The organism is Stenotrophomonas sp. YJH_SMC_6, assembly GCF_059371335.1.
The window spans coordinates 1-21,664 of record NZ_JCAFUM010000019.1; the positions used below are offsets into that span (position 1 = coordinate 1).

General features: G+C 65.9%; 18 protein-coding genes. 5 read left to right on the top strand and 13 right to left on the bottom strand.

Translation table 11 applies throughout. The annotated features are described in order from the left end of the window. Window positions 1-175 precede the first annotated feature (175 nt). The 10 genes from AC5P9N_RS19755 to AC5P9N_RS19800 all read right to left on the bottom strand — a co-directional run bounded on the left by AC5P9N_RS19755 (window position 176) and on the right by AC5P9N_RS19800 (window position 14,026). Complete coding sequence (locus AC5P9N_RS19755) at window positions 176-1,060, bottom strand: endonuclease/exonuclease/phosphatase family protein (protein WP_043034728.1); 885 nt, start codon at window positions 1,058-1,060, stop codon at window positions 176-178. Between the two features lie 2 nt (window positions 1,061-1,062). Beyond that, window positions 1,063-4,230 carry a discoidin domain-containing protein gene (locus AC5P9N_RS19760; RefSeq protein ID WP_099484809.1) on the bottom strand — a complete coding sequence of 1,056 codons (3,168 nt, stop codon included), beginning with the start codon at window positions 4,228-4,230 and terminating at the stop codon, window positions 1,063-1,065. Then, a complete protein-coding gene (locus AC5P9N_RS19765) occupies window positions 4,227-5,063 on the bottom strand; it encodes a carbohydrate ABC transporter permease (protein WP_005410322.1) in 837 nt (278 codons plus the stop codon). Before AC5P9N_RS19765 ends, AC5P9N_RS19760 begins: the two co-directional genes overlap by 4 nt. Further along, window positions 5,060-5,941: a carbohydrate ABC transporter permease gene (locus AC5P9N_RS19770; RefSeq protein WP_005410323.1), complete on the bottom strand. Its 882-nt coding sequence runs from the start codon at window positions 5,939-5,941 to the stop codon at window positions 5,060-5,062. The genes AC5P9N_RS19765 and AC5P9N_RS19770 overlap by 4 nt, the downstream gene beginning before the upstream one ends. Then, window positions 5,938-7,278, bottom strand: a complete 1,341-nt coding sequence (locus AC5P9N_RS19775) for a sugar ABC transporter substrate-binding protein (protein WP_049459784.1) — start codon at window positions 7,276-7,278, stop codon at window positions 5,938-5,940. The genes AC5P9N_RS19770 and AC5P9N_RS19775 overlap by 4 nt, the downstream gene beginning before the upstream one ends. Window positions 7,279-7,282: 4 nt before the next feature. Then, entirely contained in the window at window positions 7,283-8,887 is a 1,605-nt protein-coding gene (locus tag AC5P9N_RS19780) for a glucoamylase family protein (RefSeq protein WP_024956629.1), read from the bottom strand. 247 nt (window positions 8,888-9,134) lie between these two features. Further along, a complete protein-coding gene (locus AC5P9N_RS19785) occupies window positions 9,135-12,191 on the bottom strand; it encodes a TonB-dependent receptor (RefSeq protein WP_099484810.1) in 3,057 nt (1,018 codons plus the stop codon). Window positions 12,192-12,267: 76 nt separating this feature from the next. Further along, a complete protein-coding gene (locus AC5P9N_RS19790; RefSeq protein WP_012480808.1) occupies window positions 12,268-13,305 on the bottom strand; it encodes a LacI family DNA-binding transcriptional regulator in 1,038 nt (345 codons plus the stop codon). A gap of 149 nt (window positions 13,306-13,454) precedes the next feature. After that, the gene (locus tag AC5P9N_RS19795; protein WP_032963317.1) at window positions 13,455-13,706 is read right to left on the bottom strand and encodes a BolA family protein; all 252 of its coding nucleotides are present in this window, start codon (window positions 13,704-13,706) and stop codon (window positions 13,455-13,457) included. Window positions 13,707-13,726: 20 nt separating this feature from the next. Next, window positions 13,727-14,026, bottom strand: a complete 300-nt coding sequence (locus AC5P9N_RS19800; protein ID WP_049451704.1) for a YciI family protein — start codon at window positions 14,024-14,026, stop codon at window positions 13,727-13,729. Between the two features lie 374 nt (window positions 14,027-14,400). Between AC5P9N_RS19800 and AC5P9N_RS19805 the strand changes: the two genes are divergently transcribed. From AC5P9N_RS19805 to AC5P9N_RS19815, 3 genes are read left to right on the top strand one after another with little or no spacing between them, the layout of a single operon-like run. Further along, a complete protein-coding gene (locus tag AC5P9N_RS19805) occupies window positions 14,401-15,306 on the top strand; it encodes a segregation and condensation protein A (protein ID WP_005410330.1) in 906 nt (301 codons plus the stop codon). A gap of 13 nt (window positions 15,307-15,319) precedes the next feature. After that, on the top strand, window positions 15,320-16,195 hold the full coding sequence (gene scpB, locus AC5P9N_RS19810; RefSeq protein WP_005410331.1) for an SMC-Scp complex subunit ScpB: 876 nt from the start codon (window positions 15,320-15,322) through the stop codon (window positions 16,193-16,195). After that, a complete protein-coding gene (locus tag AC5P9N_RS19815) occupies window positions 16,188-17,816 on the top strand; it encodes a pseudouridine synthase (protein WP_005413982.1) in 1,629 nt (542 codons plus the stop codon). The genes scpB and AC5P9N_RS19815 overlap by 8 nt, the downstream gene beginning before the upstream one ends. A gap of 116 nt (window positions 17,817-17,932) precedes the next feature. Here AC5P9N_RS19815 and AC5P9N_RS19820 read toward each other — a convergent pair whose 3' ends face one another. Then, on the bottom strand, window positions 17,933-18,721 hold the full coding sequence (locus AC5P9N_RS19820) for an AraC family transcriptional regulator (RefSeq protein WP_024956626.1): 789 nt from the start codon (window positions 18,719-18,721) through the stop codon (window positions 17,933-17,935). Between the two features lie 90 nt (window positions 18,722-18,811). Here AC5P9N_RS19820 and AC5P9N_RS19825 point away from each other — a divergent pair, with 90 nt between their 5' ends. Beyond that, window positions 18,812-19,939, top strand: coding sequence for an MFS transporter (locus AC5P9N_RS19825; RefSeq protein ID WP_099484811.1), 1,128 nt, complete (start codon window positions 18,812-18,814; stop codon window positions 19,937-19,939). A gap of 95 nt (window positions 19,940-20,034) precedes the next feature. Continuing rightward, complete coding sequence (locus AC5P9N_RS19830; protein WP_005413984.1) at window positions 20,035-20,328, top strand: hypothetical protein; 294 nt, start codon at window positions 20,035-20,037, stop codon at window positions 20,326-20,328. Here the strand turns inward: AC5P9N_RS19830 and AC5P9N_RS19835 are convergent. Together AC5P9N_RS19835 and AC5P9N_RS19840 are read right to left on the bottom strand one after the other, a co-directional pair. Further along, a complete protein-coding gene (locus tag AC5P9N_RS19835) occupies window positions 20,315-20,749 on the bottom strand; it encodes a hypothetical protein (protein WP_005410336.1) in 435 nt (144 codons plus the stop codon). The genes AC5P9N_RS19830 and AC5P9N_RS19835 overlap by 14 nt on opposite strands. A gap of 103 nt (window positions 20,750-20,852) precedes the next feature. Continuing rightward, window positions 20,853-21,659 (bottom strand): amidohydrolase, encoded by an 807-nt coding sequence (locus AC5P9N_RS19840; protein WP_012480813.1) that lies wholly within the window; start codon window positions 21,657-21,659, stop codon window positions 20,853-20,855. Window positions 21,660-21,664: the final 5 nt, after the last annotated feature.

Here is a 21,664-nt window from a genome sequence, read left to right on the forward strand (position 1 = left end):
CCGTTTTTGTTTGTGCTTCGGGCCGAACCGTGCCAACCAAGGTTGGCACCCACCAGGGCACAACCCGCGCACGGTCACCGCTTTGGTAGAGGCCAACCTTGGTTGGCGCCGTTGATCGAGTGCACGCGGACACGCCCGTGCCAACCAAGGTTGGCACCTACCCAAGCGTGTCCCGTCAGGGTTTCGGCGCGAACTGCAGGCGGGTCCACACGCCGTAGTGGTCCGAGGCCCAGCGACCGCTGTCGTCGGGCTGGTCGAACAGGATCTTCGCCTCGCGCGCGACCATCTCGTCCTGCTGGAAGAAGATGTGGTCGATCCGCGACGGCGCCTGGTAATAGTGGCGGTTGAGCGTACTGACCCCGGACAGATCGGTGTTGACGTGCACGCTGCCGTAACTGTCGCCGTAATGGCTGCGCAGCTCGCTCAGATCGCCGGCATCCACCAGTGCATTGAAGTCACCTGCGATCACCACCGGCGCGCCCGCCGACGTCGCGCTGATGAAGCGCAGCAGGTCCTCGACCTGGCTGCGACGGATGCGTTGTCCGCTCTCATCACTGCGCTCGTTCAGATGCGTGGCGTAGACGTTTACCGGCGTGCCATCGACGTCGATGCGCAGGTGGGCCACGGTGCGGTAGTCGTCCAAGGGCTGCAGCAGATGATCCCCCTGGGCAAGGATCGGCCGCCGGGTCAGAAGCGCATTGCCGTAGCGCTTGGGCGCGCCGACCGCATCGGTGGACACGAACACGTACCTGTAACCAAGTTGGCTGGCCAGCCATTGCGCCTGGTTTCGCACGTTGCGGCGTTGGATCACCTCCTGCAGGGCAACCGCATCCGGCTGCAGGCGCTTGAGTTCGGCCAGGATGGTGCGGCGCCGGCGTGGCCAGTCCTCGCGGTCATGATGCAGGTTGAAGGTGACCATGCTCATGCCTGGCGCGGTGGCGACATCAGCCGCTGCCCCGGCGGCTGGATCGGCCGCCATCACGGCGCCCGGCAGTGCCAATGCAATGGCCAGCCCCAGGGCGCGCACGATCGTGCGCACCCTTGCCCCCTGCTGCTTCATCGTTACTGCCCCTTGCGCTCGGCGCGGCGCACCGCGCTCGGTACATCGATCTCGACCCGCGCCGGCAGCTGGTGCACGTGCAGTTCCTTGTTGACCCATTCGGCCGCTTCGCCGTTGATGGTCGCCTCGCCCGGATCACCGGCGTACGGCCACGGCAACACCACGCCACCGAGCGGTGGCACCAGGCCCGGCTGCACCTCCAGCACCAGCTGCTTGTCGCTGCGCTGCAGGCGGTAGTTGAGCTGGCCCTGCGGCGTGCGCAGGCCCTGCACGGCGATGCCCTCGCCCTGCAGCCACGCGCTCGGAATGCCGGCGGCCAGCACCAGCGCATCGTCCATGTCACGACTGTACGCGAACATGTCCAAGGCCGAGCGCACGAAGTCCGAGGCTACCCAGGCGTGCGGCAGGTCACCGACGAAGAACGGCTTGCGCGGCGTGCGCGAGACCACCTCGGCCCATTGGTTCCAGGCCTGCGGCGCACGGTCCCTGAAGAAGAACTCGGTGGCCTGCCAGGCGCGGTCACGCCAGCCCAGGCGTACGAACGCCGCCACGTTGCGCCACTCGTACGGGGTGTAGTCCTTCCACTCACGCTTGCCGTCGCGGCGGGCCACGAACTCCTTCCAATAGCGCTCGAAGGTCGCCTCCAGCGCCTGTTGGGGCAGTCGGCCCTGCTCGCCGCCCGGCGCCAGCGCGATGGTGGTCGAGGTCGCATCGAAATCGCCCAGCTCGGCCGAGCCCGGCAGGTAGTCGATGTCGTGCTGCTGCATCGCCGACAGCAGCGAGGCCTGCAGGTCATCACGGAACTGGTCACGCGATCCGGCGATCTGCATCGCCTCGACCTTGCCCAGCTGGGCCGCCAGCGATGCCGCGTCCTTGTAGCCGCGCAACGCCCAGAAATTATCCCAGTACGAGTGCATCGGCTTGGCCGAATAGCCTTCGTGGCTGATCGAGGCCGGCATCATCCCGTAGAAGGCAGGATTGCGTGCGCGGTTCTCCTCGGTGCGCTCGCTGGCGCGCAGCTGCTCCATGTAGGTGTAAGCGCCCTGCACGTGCGGCCACATCAGCTCGGTGAACGTGCTGTCGCCGGTATAGCGCCCGTACTCGGCGATGCTGTAGATCAGCTCACCGTGGCTGTCGTTCTCCGGCACCGGGTCGCTGCCGCGCGCGTCGACGCAGCACGGCACCTTGCCGTTCTCGAACTGGTACGGCGCATACCAGTTGATGTAGTCACGCACGGCATCGCTGCGCCCCATGCGCAGCAGGCCCTCGGAAATCATCGCGCCATCGCGGATCCAGCTGCGCGCGTACGAGCGCGTGCCCGGCTGCAGGCGTGGGCCAACCCGCGAGATCAGCATGTGCGCGACGGCCGTGCGCAGGGTATCGACCAGTGCCTGGCCCGCAGCCGGCACCTGCAGCGAAACCACGCCCAGCTTCTGCCGCCATTGATCGGCCACCTGCGCCTGCGCCTTGGCCACGTCCAGCGCCTGCGGCGCCCAGCCACCGGTCTGCGGCAGCACCACCGCCACTTCGCGGCTCTGCCCGGGCTCGAGCTTGATCGTGTACATCAGCGCACCCGACGCCATGCCGGTGCTGTCCTTCACTGCGGTCGTGGCCGGGTACTTGCCGCTTTCCAGATGCATCGCATCGAGCTTGCCATCGAACGTACTGGCAAAGCGCGCATCCGGCACCTGCAGCGGATAGATGCGCGGCTCACCGTTGACCCGAACCAGCTGTTCGCCCACATCCAGTGCATCGATGCGGCTGAAGCCACCGACGGTGTTGAGGAACTGGGTGGGCGGGTTGACCTGCCACGGACGGATTGCCAACGCCAGGGTGTACTCGTGGGCGACCTTGTCCGGATTGCTCAGCCGGTAGCGGCCGATCAGCTGCGCGCGCTCGGGCGTGCCCTGCACGAAACTGGTCACCGAAAGCCCGGCCTTCTCATGCACCCAGTCGACGGTGGCGATCGGCAGGTAGTGATCCTGCAGCGACTGGGTGATGGCGACCTTCGACCAGTCCAGCAGCTTGCCATCCAGGCGGATGAACGGCTCGATGCTGAAGCTGCCCTTGGCCGGCTCCAGCGCGCCATCCTCGCTGATCAGCGCCTGCTCCTGGCCACCATCGAGGCCGAGCAGGGTCCAGTACGGCTGTTCGCCCACATAGGCACGCGGCAACGAACCGCGCGGCAGATCGGCGGCCACCGAGGACAGGAAGGCATTGGGCGTGGCGGCGAACGCCAGCGGCTTGAGTGCGATGTCACGGATGCCATAGCGCCAGTTCGGGCCGTCGCGCAGATCGAAACGCACGTAGCGCGCGTCGGTATCCGGCAGCGCCAGCCAATCGCGCCCCCCCGCACCGCCGGTCACCTCGCGCACAGTGCGCCAGTCCCGGCCATCCTCGGACGTCCGCACGGTGTAGCGATTGGCTTCCAGGTTCGGCAGCCAATCGATCACTACACCGCCGATCTCGCGGCTCTTGTGCAGGTCCAGGCTGATGGTCTGCTGCTTGACGCCACCGCTGATCCAGAACGTGTCGCTCTTGCCGTCGATCATGCGGTCCTGCAGCGCGGTGGCCGTATCGGCAATCACCGATGGCACCAACGCCGAATCATCCTGCGGCGGCAGGCCCTGCAGGGTCAGCTTGTCGAAGCACACCGTGCCGCGGCCACCGACCTTGCTGTAGATCGTGAACTCGACGGCGGCGCTTCGTGCCATCTCCTTCTCGGGCGAGGGACCCCACGCCTTGTCGATCTGGCGGCGGCGGTACTCGACCGGCGTCCACGCCTTGGGGAAGCTGTAGCCGGGCCGGTTGACCCACCAGACGTTGTCGCCGCTGGCATCGATCAACTTGAACTGCAGGTCGTTGCCCGGCGATTCGCCACGCAGCTGGAATCCGAAGCGGTAATTGACCGGGTATTCGATGTTCAGCGCGCGGCGGATGCCGACGTAGCCGGAGACATCGTGGAAGTCATAGTCCAGGCACAGCGCGCGGCCACCACCGGCACCACTGACCGGGCGCAGCGAACCGCTGACCTGGTCGGACAGCACCAGCGTCCAGGCCGCGATGTCGTCGAAGTCGTCCAGCACCTTCGGTGCCGGCAGCGCCGGTGGTGCGGCGATCGCCAGGGAAGTCCACAACAGGCCCAGTCCAACGGCGATCGCTCGCTTCATCCCTTGACGCTCCCCAGCAACAGACCTTGGATGTAGTACCGCTGCAGCACCAAGAACAACGCCAGCACCGGGACCACGGTGACCACCGCGCCAGCCATCATCATTTCCACGTCCATGATGTGCTCGCGCGAGAGGGTGGCCAGTGCCACCGGCAAAGTGTAGTGCTCCTGGTCGGTCAGCACGATCAACGGCCACATGAAATCGTTCCATGCGCCCATGAAGGTGAAGATCGCCAGGGTCACCAGCACCGGCTTGAGCATCGGCAGCACGATCTGGAAGAAGATGCGCAGCTCCCCTGCCCCGTCGATGCGCGCCGCTTCCAGCAGTTCGTCCGGGATGGAACGCGCGTACTGGCGTACCAGGAAGATGCCGAACACGCTGGCCAGCGCTGGCACGATCACGCCACCGAAGCTGTTGACCAGGCCCAGCTGCTTCATCAGCAGGAACAGCGGCAGCATCGCCACCTGCGCCGGAATCACCAGCGCCGCCATCAGCACCTGGAACAGGCGCTCGCGGCCGACGAAGTTGAGCTTGGCGAACGCGTAGCCGGCCATGGTGTTGAGCAGCAGCGAACCGACCGTGATGCCGAGCGACACCAGCAGGCTGTTGGCGAAGTTGCCGCCCATGCCAGTGCGCGCGAACAGCTCATGGTAGTTGTGCGTGGTGATGCTGGAAGGCAGCAGCGGCGGTGGGAAATGGCTGGCCTCGCCCTGCGGCATGAACGAGACCGAGAGCATCCACAACAGCGGTGCCAGGCTGACCAGGGCCAGCACCAGCAACGCACCATTGATCAACCACGGGTACCAGCGCGACTGGCCGATTTCACGACTCATACCAACTGCCTCTTGCGGCCGAAACGCAGCATCACGGTGGTCACCGCCAGGATGATCAGGAACAGCAGGAACGCCACGGCGGAGGCGCGTCCCAGGTTCCACCACTTGAAGCCTTCCTCGAACATGAAATACAGCACGCTGACGGTGCTCTGCAGTGGGTCGCCGCGGGTCATCACGTAGGGTTCGGCGAACAGCTGGAAGTAGCCGGACACGGTAATCACGCCGACCACCAGCAGCACCGGGCCGAGCATCGGCAGGGTGATGTGCAGGAACTGCTTCCAGCGCGAGGCACCGTCGATGCGCGCGGCCTCGTACAGGTCATGCGGGATCGCCTGCAGGCCGGCCAGGAAGATCACCATGTTGTAGCCGAAGTTCTTCCACACCGCGAACAGCATGATGGTTGGCATCGCCCAGTTGGGATCGCCCAGCCAGTCGATCGGGCTGATGCCCAGATGGCCCAGGCCGTAGTTCACCAGGCCGTAGCTGGTATGGAACAGGTAGCGCCAGATCACCGCCACCGCCACCAGCGTGGTCACCACCGGCGCGAACAACGCAGTGCGGAACAGCGCCTTGAAGCGCGCGGCCGGCGCATTCAGCAGCATTGCCGCGCCCAGCGATACGCCGATCGACAAGGGCACGCCGATCAACACGAAGTAAGTGGTATTCCACAGCGACTTCCAGAACATCGGTGTCTGCAGCAGATCGATGTAGTTGCCGAGGCCGACAAAGCGCAGGTTGCTGCTGTCAGCCAGGGCATACAGGTCGAAGTCGGTCACGCTCAGCGCCAGCGCCGAAGCCACCGGCAGGCCGAAGAACACGCCCAGCACGATCAGCGAGGGACCGGCGAAAATCCAGCCGGCAAGCGAAGTACGTTTCATTGCGCGCTCCCGGCGGCCACGGCACTGCTCGATTGCGGCGACGGAACGCGCTGCTGCAGGCGTTGTTGTTCATGCATCCAGCGGCGCTTTGCCAGCACCTTGTCCACGCGCTGGTCGAGTTCTTCGACGGCCTTGTCCTGCGGCAGGCCACCGCGCACCACCTTCTCGGTGACGATGCGCATTTCCTGCACGATGCGCTCCCATTCGAGCACCTTCGGCGTCGGCTTGACCCGCTCCAGCTGGTCACGGAACGCTGCGGCCAGCGGATCTTTGGCCAGCGACGGCGCACTCCACGTGCTGCGGCGTGGCGGCAGGTCGCCGATGATCGAATGGAAACGTGCCTGGATCTGCGGGCGCGACAGGAACTCGATCAGCTTCCACGACGCCTCCTTCTGCTGCGACTTGCGGAAGATCACCAGGCTGGTGCCACCGGCGATGCCCGCGCCCGGACCTTCCGGCCCCGGCAGCGCTGCGGTGCCCCACTGCCCTTCCAGTTCCTTCGGCTGCAGCTTCTTGAACTCGCGGATGTTCCATGGGCCGGAAATGTAGAAGACGTTGAAGCCGCGGAAGAACTCATCCCAGACGTTTGATATCTGCGTCTCGGACATCTTCGGCGCCCAGCCCTGCTCGAACATGTTGGCGTAGAACGCCAGCGTGCGGCGGAAGCCGGGGCTGCTGAAGTTGCCGCGGGTGTCATCATCGCGCAGCAGCGGATCGGGCTGCTGCAGTGCCAGCGACAGCTGCTGCTCGAACTCGTTGATCGGCATCAGCACCGCATAGCGGTTCGGGCCCTGCATGCGCTTGATCGCTGCCATCTGCTCATCCCACTCCTGCCACGTGCGCGGCGGGTGGTCGTAGCCGGCCTTGGCCAGCAGGTCCTTGCGGTAGTAGATCAGGCGCGTATCGACATACCACGGCACGCCGACCAGCTTGCCGTGGATCACGTTGGTGTCCCAGATGCCCTGGAAATAATCCTTCTCATCGACCACGGCAGAGCGATCGACGAACGGCTGCAACGGGGTCAGCGCATCGAGCTCGGCGAACTCCGGCACCCAGGTGTTGCCGAGCTGGCACACGTCCGGCAGGCCGTCGGCGGCGAACGCGGTCAGCAGCTTTTCGTGCGCAGCGGTCCACGGGATGTTCTGCACGTCCACCTTGATGCCCGGGTTCTCGGCTTCGAACTCATGGATCAGTTCGCTGACCACCTCGGCTTCCCGGCCCATTGCCCAGAAGCGCACAGTGGTCGTGTCCGGTTCGGTGCGGGCGCAGCCGGCCACGGCCAGTGCGGCCAGGGCTGGCAGTGTCCAGCGGCGCAGACGGTCGATCCAGTTCGGCATCGGGTTACTTGCCCTGGCCTGTGTTGCGGTTGGCATTGTTCTTCTGTTCCTGCGCGGCAGCCGCGCGTGATTCGGCGATACCCACCGCGCGTGCCGCCGCGGCCTTTTCGTCTTTCTGCAGTTCCAGCGGCTGGAACGAACCTTCCGGCGCCAGCCAGCCACCACTGAACCCCGCCCGCTCCAGGCCCTTGCGGATGTACGGGTTCTTCTTCATCACTTCCCAGACGAAATCATTGCGATAGTTGGCGATCATGGTCAGGATCGGCCCCTGGTCGATGGCGATGTAGTCGCTGGCGACCCAGCCACGATCCGGCACCACGCGGCCGGTCTTGATCGGGATGTCGTAGTTGAAGCTGGGATTGAACGAATCCAGGAAGCCGTAGCTGGAATAGATGTAATCGCCGTAGCGCTTGTGCATTTCCAGCGTGGCCGGGATCACCTGTTCCGGCGCGAACACCACCGACGCGATCGCGGCGGTCGGAGCGATGGTGCCGTCATCGAAGTTCTCGCGCAGGCCAGCGCCGCGCGAAGAGTAATGGCGGAACTGGCGCTGCTCGCCACGGTATTCCTGCGTGGTGTTCTGCGGACCATCGCTGGCGGTCAGGCCCCAGACGTTCTCGCCGTAATCCTTCCACTGCATCGGGTTGGCGATGGCGTACTCACGCTGGGCAAGTGCGGCCGAGCGGCTGTTGAGGAAGTAGGTGCTGCCGCGCTCGCGCATGTAGGCGTCCTGGATGTCGCGGAAGTCGATCCAGACGTGGCTGTACTGGTGGCCGAACAGCGGGCCGAAGGACAGGTATTCCTGGCCCTGGTAGACCCCCCAGTCGTTGTCATAGGTGCGCGTCCACACCGTCCACGCATCCGGGCTGACCGGGTGCGTCGGCGAACCCAGGGCAAGGATGTAGACCATCATGGCCTCGTTGTAGCCCATCCAGTCGTGGTCGATGAAACCGCTCTCGGGGAACCAGCCCATCGAGATCAGCGGCGCACGCTGCTGCAGCCAGGGCCAGTCGACCTTCTTGTACAACGTGTCGGCGATCTGGCGGATTTCCTTCTCGCGCGGATCGTCACCGTCGTAGTACGACTGCGCGAACAGCACCCCCATCATCAGCAGCGCGGTATCCACCGAGGACAGTTCGACCCAGCTGTCGTAGCGACGACCTTCCTGCATGTCCAGGAAGTGGTAATAGAAGCCCTTGTAACCCGCCTTGCCGGTACGCTGCGGGCCCATCGGCACGTCGCGGAAGAATTTCAGGGTAGTCAGGGTGCGGTCGATCGCCTGGTTGCGGCTGACCCAGCCGTTCTCGATGCCGATCGGATACGCGGTCAGTGCGAAGCCGACCGAGGCGATGCTGGCGAACGGCCGCGACGGATAGCGGTCCGGGGTCAGGCCATTGATCTCGTTGGTGGTATCCCAGAAGAACTGGAAGGTGCGGCGCTCGATGTCATCGAACAGCGGCGGCAGCTCAGGTTTCATCGGCCGCGGCGGTGCATCGGCCTCGATCAGGATCACCGGCGGCCGCGGCTTGGCAGGCTCCTGCTGGGCCGGCTGGCAGGCGGCCACGGCCAGGCTCAACGCTGCGGCGGACAACAGATGACGTGCCTGCATGGCGCGATTTCTCCGGTGGTCTGATCGATGGGAAAGCATACCGTCCAATGATCTGAAATCGTTTACAAGGTGCGTTCTTAAAAAACCACGAAAAACGTGGTTTGACACCGCGATCATTGCCCATGCCGATGCCCCCTGACCGGCAGCGGCATGGGCAATGGACCGGCACAGGGCCGGCCATTGCTGTTTTCACGCGCCCGATGCCGCCGGCGGAGCGGCGGCATCGGGGTCATGCATCCATCCGGGCTTAGAAGCGGAAGCCCACTTCGGCCTTGACCTGGCGCGGCGTACCGACGATGTCGCCGGTCTCGTTGTAGCTCGCGGTCAACTTGCCATTCTTGTAGTAGTTGTAGTTCGAGAAATTGTCGAAGTTGAACACGTTGATGATGTCGATACGCGCATACAGCTCGGTATCGCCCGGCATCTTGAACGTCTTCGTCGCCTGCAGGTCGACCGAGCGATAACCGAAGATCTTGCCACCCAGCAGGAACTTGCCGTTGCCACCCGGAACCGCCGCCATCGGGGTCGGCAGGTCGAAGCCATTGGCCTGCGGCACGCCGTACCAGTCGTTGATCGCGGTCGGGGTGGCCAGGGTGATCTTGCCACCGAAGGTGATGCCCCAGAAGCCCGCATACGAACCGGTCACCACCAGGCGGTGACGCGGCGCGCCGTTGGAGCGGATGGTCGGGTAGTCACCGATCACGCCACGGTCGAACGCGTAGTGCTCGTTGATGTCACGGTTGTGGCGGGCGGTGGTCCAGGTATAGGCGATGGAGGTGCCCCAGCCGCTTTCCTGGGTGAACGGCTTCTGCGCCGACAACAGGATCTGGGTAGCACGGGTCTTGATGCCCTGCTGGCCGATGATCAGGCTGCCGAAGCCCGGTACGTTGCAGCTCCACGCCTGGCCCAGACCGGCTTCGGTGCCACCGCACAGACGCGGATCGTCGAAGAAGTTGCCGGTCGGGTAGCGATTGCCCAGGGTGAAGGCGAAGCCGTCATAGGTGAGCGTGCGCGAGATGGTGGCGTCGGTCAGCCAGTCGCCGATCTGGTTGCTCATGCCCAGGCTGAACTGGTCAGCGTAGGGCACCTTCAGATTGTTGTTCAGCAGGTCGACTTCCAGGCCGGCATTGCTGGTCGAACCGACCAGGCTCTGGAGGTTGCCGATACCGTTGAGCAGGTTCGGGTTCCAGTCATAGCACGCGGCGTTGCCCTGGAAGCACTGACCGGTTGCCGGATTGCGGAAGTAGATCGTCGGCTGCGGCAGGGCCAGCTTGGTGGTTTCCAGCTGCAGGTAGTCGAACAGGTCGCGGTCGTAGGAACGACCGGCACCACCGTGGATCACGTGCTGCTCGTCGGCATTGATGTCATACGAGAAACCCAGACGCGGCTGCCAGGCATTCTTGAATGCCTTGCGGTTGTGGCCGTTGCTGATGTAATCGTTGATGTTCAGGCCGCTCAGCGCCAGCGTGTCGGCGTAGCTCTGGCCAGCGGCGGCACGCGGATCCTGCGCGAACAGCGCATTGACCACTTCCGGCGGGGTCACGAAGTCCAGATAGGACGGGTTCTTCTCGTAGTCCCAGCGCAGGCCGAGGTTCAGCTGCAGGTGGTCGTTGACCTGCCAGTCATCCTGGATGAACAGACCGATCTGCTTCACCTTCGAGCGCACTTCGCCGGACACGCCGGACACGCCGGTGACCGGCTTCACGAACTGGGCCTTGTACGGGATGCTGTCCGGGAAGGTCGGGTTGTCGATGGTGTAGTAGAACTGCGGATTGATCTGCGCCGCATCGGAGGCGTACAGGTCGATCTGCTTGTACTTGGCACCCATCTTGATGGTGTGGTCGCCCGCCCACTGGATGCCATCCAGGGTCAGGTTGTCTTCGACCGACCAGCCCTTCTGGCCCTTCACCTGCGACGACATTGCCGAGGAACCACCGATCGAGACGATGGCGCGCTCCTCGTTCTTGCCGTCCGGCGCGGTGTAGTTGAAACCGTTGCCCATGCTCAGCGGCTTGGGATTGTTGAACGAATCCTCGTGGGTAACCATCAGCTCGTTGTAGTAACGCTCACCGCTGTGGTTCCAGCGCAGCGCGTAACGGCGGTCAGTGTTCTTGGTTTCCTTGCCGTGCATCGGCGCGGTCTGGTCCGAGAACTGCTGCTGGGTTTCATCACGGTCCTGGAAGGTCAGTTCCAGGCGATCGTTGTCGGTCGGCTCGAAGTCGACCTTGGCGAAGATCAGGTCCTGCTGGAACGGCTGGCTGGCCGGGCCCAGGCCGGCCTGGGCATCAGCCGGGACGCGGTTGGCCTTGTTGGTCACCGAACCATGCGGTGCGATGGTCACCGGCAGATCGAAGCGCTTGGCTTCATAGGTCACGAAGAAGTGGGCCTTGTCCTTGACGATCGGGCCGCCCAGGGCGAAGCCGTATTCCTTCTCGGCCGAATCCTCCTTGCCCTTGCCCGGCTGACGCTCGGCCGGGGTCATCGCGCGCATGCTGTCGTTGGTATAACGGTAGAAGGTTTCACCCTTGAACTCGTTGGTACCCGACTTGGTCGCGGCCGTGACCGCTGCACTGGACACCTGGCCGTACTCGGCCTTGTAGTTGCCGGTGATGACCTTGTACTCGCCGATGGCCAGCTGCGGGAACGGGTTACCGGCACTGCCGGACTGACCGGCCACGCCGCCGCCCTTGACGTAGCTCTTCTGGCCCACACCGTCGATGTACACGTTGGTGCCGTCGGAGTTGGTGGCACCGCCGCGCAGCGAGGTGTTGCCCTTGGCGTCGCGGGTGAAGATCATGCCCGGCACCGCGTCGGCGAACTCCAGGAAGTTGCGCGAGACCTGCGGGGTGGTCTGGATCTGCTGCAGGCTGACGGTCTTGCCGACTTCGGACGTGCGCACTTCCTGCAGCAGGGTCGGCGCGACGACGTTGACAGTGTCCAGGTTGGTGGCTGCGGTCGTACCCGGGGTGCTGCTGGCAGCGCCGGCAAAGTTCAGGGTAGCGGTCGAGGCCACGGTGACGGTGACCTTCTGCGACTGGCCGTTGGCGACCACGTCATAGGTGCCCGGGTCCAGGCCCATCAGCGAGTAGCTTCCATCGGCACGGACGGTACCGCGACGGACGGTGCCGGTGGCCACGTTGGTGGCGGTCACCTCAGCGCCGGCCTGCGCGCCGGAAACCTGGCCGCGCAGGCTGGCATTGGCCGACTGCGCCATGACGTTCGGAGCAGCAGCCAGCATCAGGCAGCTGACCAGTGCGGTGCTCAGCAGCCGGCGTGCCGGCGTGCGGAAGGTGGTGTGCATCATCAACTCAATCTCCGGGTGGCGGTAACCGCTTGCGCGGTCCCTGCGATCAATCAAAAAAGAAGGAACGCCTCCGGCTTCAACGGCCGGATGGCGGAGTGGTGGAATCGCGAACTATCAAGCGGGGAACCAGGGTCTGCTTGTCCCCTGTCCCATCCGTGGAGGTGCCGTCCATCAACTGCATCAGGCGCGTCATGGCCCGATCGCCGAGTTCGGCGATGCTGACCTGCATGGTGGTCAGCGACGGGTGGACGAAACGCGCCAGTGGAATGTCATCGAAACCGGCCAGGGCGACGTCGGACGGAACGTGGACACCTGCCTGCGTGAACGCATACAGGCAACCCAGCGCCATCATGTCGTTGGCGGCGAACACGGCATCAGGCAGCGCTCCGGCTGCCAACAACTCCTGACCGGCACGATGGCCGGAAGCTTCGTCGAAATCACCGGGCAGCTCGATGCCTTCGGCGTCACTGCCGAAAGCCGCCAACGCGTCACGGAAGCCACGCAGGCGCTCGCGCGCGTCGAAGTTGAGGTCCGGGCCAGAAATGAAAGCGATACGGCGGTGACCCGCGTCAAGCAGATGGCGGGTCATCGCCATCGCACCGGCATGGTCATCGATGCTCAGCACCGGGTGGTCCTGCCCGGGCAGATAGGTGTTGATCAGCACCGTTGGCAATGACTGCGGCAGGTTGTCGGTCAGGAATCCAGGGCTCTCCGCATAGGGCGAGAGCACCAGCAGGCCGTCGACGCGGCCGCGCATGGCGCGCAGGGCCGCGCCCTGCTGCTCCTGGTCACCGTGGTAACTGGACACCAGCAGGTGCTGGCGGCGGTTGCGGGCGACGTTGTCGATGCCGCGCATCAGCTCGGAGAAGAATTCGCCGTACAGGTCAGGCAGTACCACGCCCACCGTATTGGTGCGACGGCTGCTGAGGCTGCGGGCGGCGGCGTGCGGGGTGTAACGCAGCCGTGCGGCCACCTCCAGCACAAGCTGGCGGACCGGTTCGGCGACATTTTCATGCCCGTTGAGCGCGCGGGAAACCGTGGCCACGGAGACCCGGGCTTCGCGAGCGACGTCTTTGATTGTGATAGCTGCCTTGTTCACGAAGCCGCCCTCCACGGCTTGGACCTACCAGCATTGGCGCGGAATGTAAGCGTTTCCATCTGGGCTTGTAAACAGTCCGTTAGGCGAATGTCCTGAAATGGACATGGAAATCTGTCTGTGGCGGGCCCGCTGACGGACCCGCCAGGACAGTGTGGGACAAGGGCTCAGCCCTGTTCTGACGGTGTCAATGCACGAATGGACAGCGCGTGGATGTCGGTCTCCATCATCGCGCCCAGCGCGGCATAGACCGCGCGATGCCGGGCCAGTGGACCCAGTCCGGCGAAGCGTTCACTGACCACATGCACGTTGAAATGGCCGCGGCCATCGCGCGCACCGGCGTGGCCTGCATGACGATGACTGTCGTCTTCGATTTCCAGCACGCTCGGGGCCAGCGCCTGCTGCAGTGCGTCACGCATCCGCTCGATCCGCTCCGCGTTCACGGCAGGACCTTGCGGAACGGACGCACCTGTACATGGGTGTAGACGCCCGCGGCTACGTAAGGGTCGGCATCAGCCCAGGCCTGGGCCTGCACGAGCGACTCGAACTGCGCGATCACCACCGAACCACTGAAGCCGGCCGGGCCCGGGTCCTCGCTGTCTACTGCCGGGCACGGTCCGGCCAGCAGCAGGCGGCCTTCGTCGCGCAGCGCGTACAGGCGCGCCAGGTGTTCCGGACGTGCCTGCAGTCGCTGTGCCAGCACGTCCTGGCCGTCATAGCCTTCAATCACATACCACACGGCATTTCCTCGCTTGCGTTGTCGGGTGCGCAGATTCTAGCCAATGCGGCCCCCGCCCCGGCCCGGCTGGACACTGGCCCGACAAAGGCTTACCCTAGGCTCCATTGCACGTGGCTGGATGCAGCAGCCCGTCGGTTTTTGCGGCCAACGCAGCCCCCGACGACCGTCCCGCTGCTTCGAACCGGACCACCTGGCCGGGCCACGTAGACGACCTCCCCGTAGTTCCGTCGCTGCCGTTTACTGCGGCGCGTCCTGCTGTTTGATATGTGTGGAATCGCGCCGATCCCGGCGTGTCTGGTGCCGTGGGGCGCCGTGGCGTTGGCCCGGTGAACCCGCTGCCGCGACTGGTCCGATGCAATCCTGATGTCCATTAGATGACTTCCGAACTCGCGCTCGACGCGAACCCGCCAACCCGGCCGCCCGCCCCCCAGCAGCAGGAAATGCCGCTGGCCGTGGTGCATGGGCAACCGGTCCTGCAGATTCCGCAGGACCTGTACATCCCGCCGGACGCGCTGGAAGTCATCCTGGATGCCTTCGAAGGCCCGCTGGACCTGCTGTTGTACCTGATCCGCCGCCAGAACCTGGACGTACTGGACATTCCCGTGGCCGAGATCACCCGGCAGTACGTGGAATACATCACCGTGATGCGCGAGCTGCGCTTCGAGCTGGCCGCCGAGTACCTGGTCATGGCCGCGATCCTGGCCGAGGTGAAGTCGCGCATGCTGCTGCCGCGCCCGGTCAGCGAGGAAGGCGATGAGGCCGACCCGCGCGCCGAACTGGTGCGCCGCCTGCAGGAGTACGAACGCTTCAAGCAGGCCGCCGAGGACATCGACGCCCTGCCCCGCCAGGACCGCGACACCACGGTGGCACACGCCTTCATGCCCGAACGTGCTGCGGTGAAGCTGCCGCCGCCGGTGGACCTGAAGGAAATGCTGCTGGCCCTGCACGACGTGCTCAAGCGCGCCGAGCTGTTCAGTGGCCACGCCATCAAGCGCGAGGCGCTGAGCGTGCGGCAACGCATGGGCGAAGTGCTGGGCCGGCTTGAAGATGGCAAGTTCTACCGTTTTGAAGGGCTGTTCACCGCAGAAGAAGGCAAGCTGGGCGTGCTGGTCACGTTCCTGGCGGTGCTGGAACTGGCCAAGGAACAGCTGCTGGACATCGTCCAGGAAGAGCCGCTGGCGCCGATCTACGTGAAGTCCCTGGCCGCCGGCAACACCAATGCCCCGCTGCAGTTCAGCAGCGAGTTCGACGACAACGACGCCGCCAACGAGAACGAGTGAGCGCTGACTGCCGATGGACCAAACGCTGATCAACCGCATTGTCGAGGGTGCCCTGCTGGCCTCCAGCCAGCCGCTCACCCTGGCCCAGCTGAAAGACCTGTTCCCGGAAGAGGAGCCGGCACCGCCGGGCAGCATCGAACGTGCGCTTGAGCGCCTGCGCGAAGCCTGCGAAGGCCGTGGCGTGGAACTGGTCGAGGTCGCCTCCGGCTTCCGCTACCAGGTGACCGGCGAAGTGCATGGCTGGATCAGCCGGCTGTGGACCGAACGCAAGACCCGCTATACCCGTGCCACCCTGGAAACCCTGGCGCTGATCGCCTACCGGCAGCCGATCACTCGTGGCGAGATCGAGCAGGTGCGCGGCGTGGCGGTCAGCAGCAACATCATCCAGGCGCTGGAGGAACGCGAGTGGATCCGCGTGGTCGGCCACCGCGACGTGCCCGGCAAGCCTGCCCTGTTCGGCACCACCAAGGGCTTCCTGGACTACTTCGGCCTGAAGCGCCTGGACGAGTTGCCGCCGCTGTCGGAACTGAAGGACCTGGGCGAGCTGGAACCCCAGCTGGCCCTGGACCGCGACGCACCGGCCGCCGCCAGTGCCGAGGGTCCGGACATTTCGGCTGGCGCCGATGGCGCTGCTGCCAACGATGACGCCGGCCTGGCCGGCAGCGACACCCCCGATTCCGCCGACGCAGCGTCTGCGTCGGCTTCCGATGAGCAAGCACCTTCGCCCCTTGATGATGGGCACCCCGATTCCGCGCCGGGCGAGCGCGCGGTGCCCCTGAACGAACGCGAAGACAACGCCGTCGCGATGACGACCGTGGCTGTTGACCAAGCCGATTCCGAACCAGAGGCCGACCCCGAAACCGTCGGCCGGAGCAAAACTGATGAGTGACACCCCCCGTAACAAGCTCTCGCTCAAGCGCGAAGCCACCTCCGAACAGTTCAAGCTGGAAGAGCGCCTGCACAAGGTGCTGGCCCAGGCCGGCCTGGGTTCGCGCCGCGCGCTGGAACAGCGCATCGCCGAAGGCCTGGTCAAGGTCAACGGTGAAGTCGCGCAGACCGGCATGTCGGTCAAGAGCGGCGACAAGATCGAGCTGGATGGCCGCGGCTTCGTCGCCACCGCCCTGGCCGAACCGTCGCGCGTGCTGGTCTACAACAAGCCGGAAGGCGAAGTGACCACCCGCGAAGACCCCGAAGGCCGCCCGACCGTGTTCGAATCGCTGCCGCCGCTGAAGGGCGCGCGCTGGATCGCCATCGGCCGCCTGGACATCAACACCACCGGCCTGCTGCTGGCCACCACCGACGGTGAACTGGCCAACGCCATGATGCACCCGTCGTTCGAGGTCGAGCGCGAGTACGTGGTGCGCGTGCGCGCCCCGGAAGGCGAGGAGAAGGTCTCCGACGCCATCGTCGACCGCCTCGCACGCGGCGTGGCACTGGAAGACGGCCCGGCCAAGTTCGACGAGATCGAACGCATCGGCGGCACCGACTCGCACGACTGGTTCCGCGTCGTGGTGAAGGAAGGCCGCAACCGCGAAGTGCGCCGCCTGTGGGAGTCGCAGGGCTGCCAGGTCAGCCGCCTGAAGCGCACCCGCTACGGCAAGGTGAGCCTGCCGCGCGAACTGGCCCGTGGCCATTCGGTGGAACTGGGCACCGCCCAGGTTGAAGCCCTGCGTGCGCAGCTGAAGCTGGAAGAAGGCGCGCCGTCGGCTCTGACCCTGCAGCCGGTGATCGGCCAGCGCCGCGCCGCCAAGACCACCGTGCGCGTGCGCGAAGGTGGCCGTGGCAATGCCTACGTCAACGGCCATAACACCGCAGACGAAGGCCGCGAGCTGCGTCGCTTCGACAACGTCCGCGAAGACCGCGGCCGTGGCCGCGGCGGCAAGGGCGGCGGTTTCAAGGGTGGCCTGACGGTCAGCGGTGAAGCAGCAGCCAAGCAGTCGCAGAAGCCGTTCAAGCAGCGCACCCAGAAGAATGACCGTTCGCTGCCGGAAGGCAACCCGGCCGCGTTCCGCACCTGGTACGTGCCGGATGGCGTGAGCACGGGCCCGAGCGGCCATCGCAATGCCGGTCCGGGCGCGCGCGGCCCGGGTGCCCGTGGTCCGGGCGCAGGCGGCCAGGGCCGTCCGTACGGCAAGCCGAAGGGTCCGGGCGCCGGTGGCGGACAGGGCCGTGGCGGTTTCGGCGGTGAAGGCCGTGGCGGCGCAGGCGGCCAGGGTCGTCCGGCCGGTGCCGGCAACCGCTCGCAGGGCCAGGGCAACAAGCACCCGTATGGTCATCCGGGCAATGCCCCGAGCTTCCCGTCCGACCACGCCACGCCGGGCTTCAACCCGTATGGCAGCCCCAAGCCGGCGCAGGGCGCCCGTCCGGGCGGTCGCGGGCCGGGTGGTGGCAACCGTGGTCCGGGCGGCAATCGCGGCCCCGGCGGTCCGGGTGGCAACCGTGGCCCGGGTGGCCCCGGCGGCAACCGCGGTCCGGGCGGCCCGCGCCGCAGCGGCCCGCGCGGCGGCTGATCACCGGCACGCCTGAAATGAAAAACCCCGGCGCAGGCCGGGGTTTTTCGTTGAAAAGGGGACGGAGGGGATTAAGTCGTTTTTGTCACGGCCTGTGTCAAAGGGGCGAGAGCGACTTAATCCCCTCCGTCCCCTTTTGCGTGGCGCTGGAACGCGGCGGGTGTGGTGCCGGTCATGCCGCGGAAGAAGGCGATGAACGGGCTCTCGGCGGAGAAGCCGGTGTCCTGCGCCACGTGCGCCACGCGTTGGCCCAGCAGCAGCAACTCCATGGCCCGCATCAGGCGCCATTGCTGGCGCCAGGCCTGGTAGCTCATGCCGGTATCACGCTGCATCAACCGGCCGACAGTACGCGCGCTCAGGCCCGTGCGCGCGGCCAGCTCCCCCAGTTCGGGCGGCAGCTGTTCGGCCACCGGGAGGCACCGTGCGATCCGCGGATCACGAGGCAGAGGCAGGTCCATCGGCGCCACCGGTGCAGCAGCGATTTCCAGCACGCACAACGCCAGTTGGTGGTGCGCGCGCGGCGACTGCCAGTCATGGTCGAACGGCGCCTGCGCGATCGGCTCCAGCAAGGCCTGCAGCAGCGGCCCCACGCCGATGATCGCAGGCTGCCGGGGCAGCTGAGCCGACAGCGCGGCGTCGAAGTACAACGAACGGTAGTCGACCGCCTGGCGCATCTGCGCGCGATGGCGCAGCCCGCCCGGAATCCACGCGGCACGCGCGGGCGGCAGCAGGCTGATGCGATCACCGTAGGTCAGGCGCGTGCAGCCCTGCCGGGTGTACAGCAGCTGCGCGCGTGCATGCTGGTGCCAACCCGAGTCGTGATCCGCCAGTGAGGCTGCAATCCCCAGCACCGGAGCACTCCAGGCATCGGCGTCGAAGTGCGCGTGCGGCTGCAACCAGGCCATGTCTTATTTCATACATTCGATGACAGGATAGACAGAGTGCGCCATTGCGGACGCGACCACAATGCGCGGCCCTGTTCCTGGAGCGCCCGCATGTCGCGCCGCCTGTTGTTGCTCGCCATTGCACTGCTGATGTTCCCGCAGTTGGCACAGACCCTTTACAGCCCGGCCCTGGCCGATCTGGCCGAACGCTTCGCCCTGCCGCCGAGTGCCGCCAGCCAGGCCATGAGCCTGTACCTGTTCGGCTTCGCCGCAGGCGTGCTGCTGTGGGGGCGCCTGGCCGATCGTATCGGTCGTCGCCCTGCCCTGCTATGCGGCCTGGCCGTGTTCGCACTGGCCGCCTGCGGCGGCCTGCTGGCCAGCACCTTCGGCCAGGTCCTGCTGGCACAGGCACTGGCCGCACTGGGTGCGGCGGCGGCCTCGGTGGTAACCCAGACCGTACTGCGCGACCACCTGCAGGGACCCGCGTTGGCGCAGGCGTTCTCCTGGATCGGCATGGCCCTGGCCCTGAGCCCGGCCATCGGCCTTGCACTGGGCACGCTGCTGGTCGCCGCCCATGGCTATGTCGGCGTACAGTCCGGCCTGCTGCTGATCGCTGCCCTGCTGGCAGTCGCATGCCTGACGGGCCTGCGCGAAAGCCGCCCTGCACAGATCCCGCACGTGCCCATGCTGCCGCTGCTGCGGGAACTGCTGCGCGATCGCTGGATCTGGTCACACGCGTTGCTGGTGATGGCCTTCAACGTGGCGATGTACAGCTGGTATGTGCTCGGCCCCTTCGTGTTTGCGCGCCTGCACTGGCCAGTCACCTGGTTCGGCGCCAGCGGCGCGGTGCTGGCACTGGGCTCGGCACTGGGCGCGTGGGGCAATGGCCGCCTGCTGCGTGCAGGCGTTGCCGCAACCACGCGTATCCGCATCGCCGCAGTACTGGTTCTGACGGGAGGCCTGCTGGCCGCGCTGCTGCATGATCACCCTGCCCTGATCGCGGCGATGGTGCCGGTGGTGACGGGCTTCGGCCTTGCCATTCCCAATGTGCTCGGCCAGGCCCTGCGCGGCTATCCACACTGTCTCGGCAGCGCAGGCGCGCTGTTCGGCCTGCTCTACTACCTGTTGATCGGTGCGGCAATGGCGCTGGTCGGTGCAGTGCAGATGCTGGCACCGACCGTTATCGCGTGTGGCCTGCTGGCCTTGTGGCTGCAACGGCGGCGTCCCGCTGCAGCCTAGGAATTGCTGCAAAAGCAGCGCACTGTGCTGGCCTTCCGGGAACGGCTTTGATTCCCCGGCTATCGTGCGCGCGCTCCCACACAAGGCAGATGCCCATGATCACCATCACCGCCGAACAGGCCCGCGCCAACGTCGATGCCGCCAAGCGCCCGATCGAACTGTTCTACCGCGATCTCGACAACGCCATCCAGATCGGCTCGGAAAATGGCCGCCGCTACATCGTGTTCGGCTTCAGCCAGGTGATGGCCAGCGAGCAGCTCGTCGAAGACGTGGTCGCACAGCTGCTGAAGAATGGTTTCGGTGTCGAACGGTTGTTGAGCGATTCCGAACAGCACTACATCCGCATCAGCTGGGGAACTGCCGCGCCGTCGCGCCTCAGCGCCGGCTGAGGGTGAACGCGGTGCCGTCCACGCCCAGATCCCAGCCCTTGCCGGTACCGGACAGGGCCAGCGAGATGTCGCCCTTGGTCATCACCTGCGCGTTGCTGGACTTCACCGCACCGGCATGCGCGCCCACCGAGGCGTAAGTACCCAGCAGCTCGTTGACGCTGACTGCGCCGGTGAAGCTGCCACGTCCGTTGGTGATCTTCGACTTGCCCACGGTCAGGCCGCCGCCCTTCATCTGGATGCGCACCGGCATGCTGGCGCCATTGCTGCAGGTGACCGTGCCATTGCCGGATGCAGTCTTGTAGATCAGCGACCAGCCAGAGAGGTTGTAGCGCAGCTCACAGTCGAGGTTGCCAGCGGCGTGCGCGGCCGGGGCCAGCGATGCGGCAGACAGGGCAAGCAGCAGGGCGAAGGGCTTGTTCATGGCAGGACTTCCAGTTCGGTCGGACTGCCGGCGAATCTAGCAGCGCGCGCGTGCACGCTGGATGCAGGCGCACGCGCTGGTGCAGCAGTGTTCAGGCCGGTGCTCAGGCCTGTTCGTCCAGGTGGAAGGCATCGGCATCGAGCATCGCCGGGAAACGCGCGCGGTGTGCGGCCAGCGCCTCGGCCGAGATGGTGGTGGTGACCACCTGTTCGCGCTCGCGGATCTCCACCTGCGGCTGGCCGAGGAAATCCAGCACCGCGCTGTCGCCTGCGTAGTGCAGCCCGTTGCCATCGACACCGACGCGGTTCACCGCTGCCACGAAGCACAGGTTCTCGATCGCCCGCGCACGCAGCAGGGTCTTCCACGCATAGGCGCGCGCCGACGGCCAGTTGGCGACGAAGATCTGCAGGTCGAAATCCAGCTGCTGCGGACGCTCCACGTTGTAGCGGTTGCGGCAGAACACCGGGAAACGCAGGTCGTAGCAGACCTGCGGATTGATCCGCCAGCCCTTCCATTCCACGCTCAGGCGGTCGCGACCGGCGGCATAGCGCTCGTGCTCGCCGCCGTAACGGAACAGGTGGCGCTTGTCGTAGTACTGCAGGTCGCCATCGGGCGTGGCGAACAGCAGGCGGTTGTAGACGCCCTCGCCGTCGCGCAGCTGCACGCTGCCGATCACCGCCGCGTTCAAGGTCCTGGCCTGTTCGCGCACCCAGGCCACGGTCGGGCCGTCCATGCCTTCGGCCTGGGCAATGGCGTCGTTGGAGAAACCACTGGTGAAGGTCTCCGGAAGGATCACCAGGTCAGTGGTGCCGGCCAGCGGTGCGAGCAGCGCGCCGTAGTAGGCGCGGTTGCCGGCCGGATCGTGCCAGCGGGTGTCGCCCTGGACGAGGGAAATGCGCAGGTCCTGCATGTTCA

Excerpts from the sequence above, each read along its gene's own strand:
- AC5P9N_RS19755 (WP_043034728.1), bottom strand. The coding sequence starts at position 1,060 with ATGAAGCAGCAGGGGGCAAGGGTGCGCACGATCGTGCGCGCCCTGGGG.
- AC5P9N_RS19760 (WP_099484809.1), bottom strand. The coding sequence starts at position 4,230 with ATGAAGCGAGCGATCGCCGTTGGACTGGGCCTGTTGTGGACTTCCCTG.
- AC5P9N_RS19765 (WP_005410322.1), bottom strand. The coding sequence starts at position 5,063 with ATGAGTCGTGAAATCGGCCAGTCGCGCTGGTACCCGTGGTTGATCAAT.
- AC5P9N_RS19770 (WP_005410323.1), bottom strand. The coding sequence starts at position 5,941 with ATGAAACGTACTTCGCTTGCCGGCTGGATTTTCGCCGGTCCCTCGCTG.
- AC5P9N_RS19775 (WP_049459784.1), bottom strand. The coding sequence starts at position 7,278 with ATGCCGAACTGGATCGACCGTCTGCGCCGCTGGACACTGCCAGCCCTG.
- AC5P9N_RS19780 (WP_024956629.1), bottom strand. The coding sequence starts at position 8,887 with ATGCAGGCACGTCATCTGTTGTCCGCCGCAGCGTTGAGCCTGGCCGTG.
- AC5P9N_RS19785 (WP_099484810.1), bottom strand. The coding sequence starts at position 12,191 with ATGATGCACACCACCTTCCGCACGCCGGCACGCCGGCTGCTGAGCACC.
- AC5P9N_RS19795 (WP_032963317.1), bottom strand. The coding sequence starts at position 13,706 with ATGCGTGACGCACTGCAGCAGGCGCTGGCCCCGAGCGTGCTGGAAATC.
- AC5P9N_RS19805 (WP_005410330.1), top strand. The coding sequence starts at position 14,401 with ATGACTTCCGAACTCGCGCTCGACGCGAACCCGCCAACCCGGCCGCCC.
- scpB (WP_005410331.1), top strand. The coding sequence starts at position 15,320 with ATGGACCAAACGCTGATCAACCGCATTGTCGAGGGTGCCCTGCTGGCC.
- AC5P9N_RS19815 (WP_005413982.1), top strand. The coding sequence starts at position 16,188 with ATGAGTGACACCCCCCGTAACAAGCTCTCGCTCAAGCGCGAAGCCACC.
- AC5P9N_RS19820 (WP_024956626.1), bottom strand. The coding sequence starts at position 18,721 with ATGGCCTGGTTGCAGCCGCACGCGCACTTCGACGCCGATGCCTGGAGT.
- AC5P9N_RS19825 (WP_099484811.1), top strand. The coding sequence starts at position 18,812 with ATGTCGCGCCGCCTGTTGTTGCTCGCCATTGCACTGCTGATGTTCCCG.
- AC5P9N_RS19830 (WP_005413984.1), top strand. The coding sequence starts at position 20,035 with ATGATCACCATCACCGCCGAACAGGCCCGCGCCAACGTCGATGCCGCC.
- AC5P9N_RS19835 (WP_005410336.1), bottom strand. The coding sequence starts at position 20,749 with ATGAACAAGCCCTTCGCCCTGCTGCTTGCCCTGTCTGCCGCATCGCTG.
- AC5P9N_RS19840 (WP_012480813.1), bottom strand. The coding sequence starts at position 21,659 with ATGCAGGACCTGCGCATTTCCCTCGTCCAGGGCGACACCCGCTGGCAC.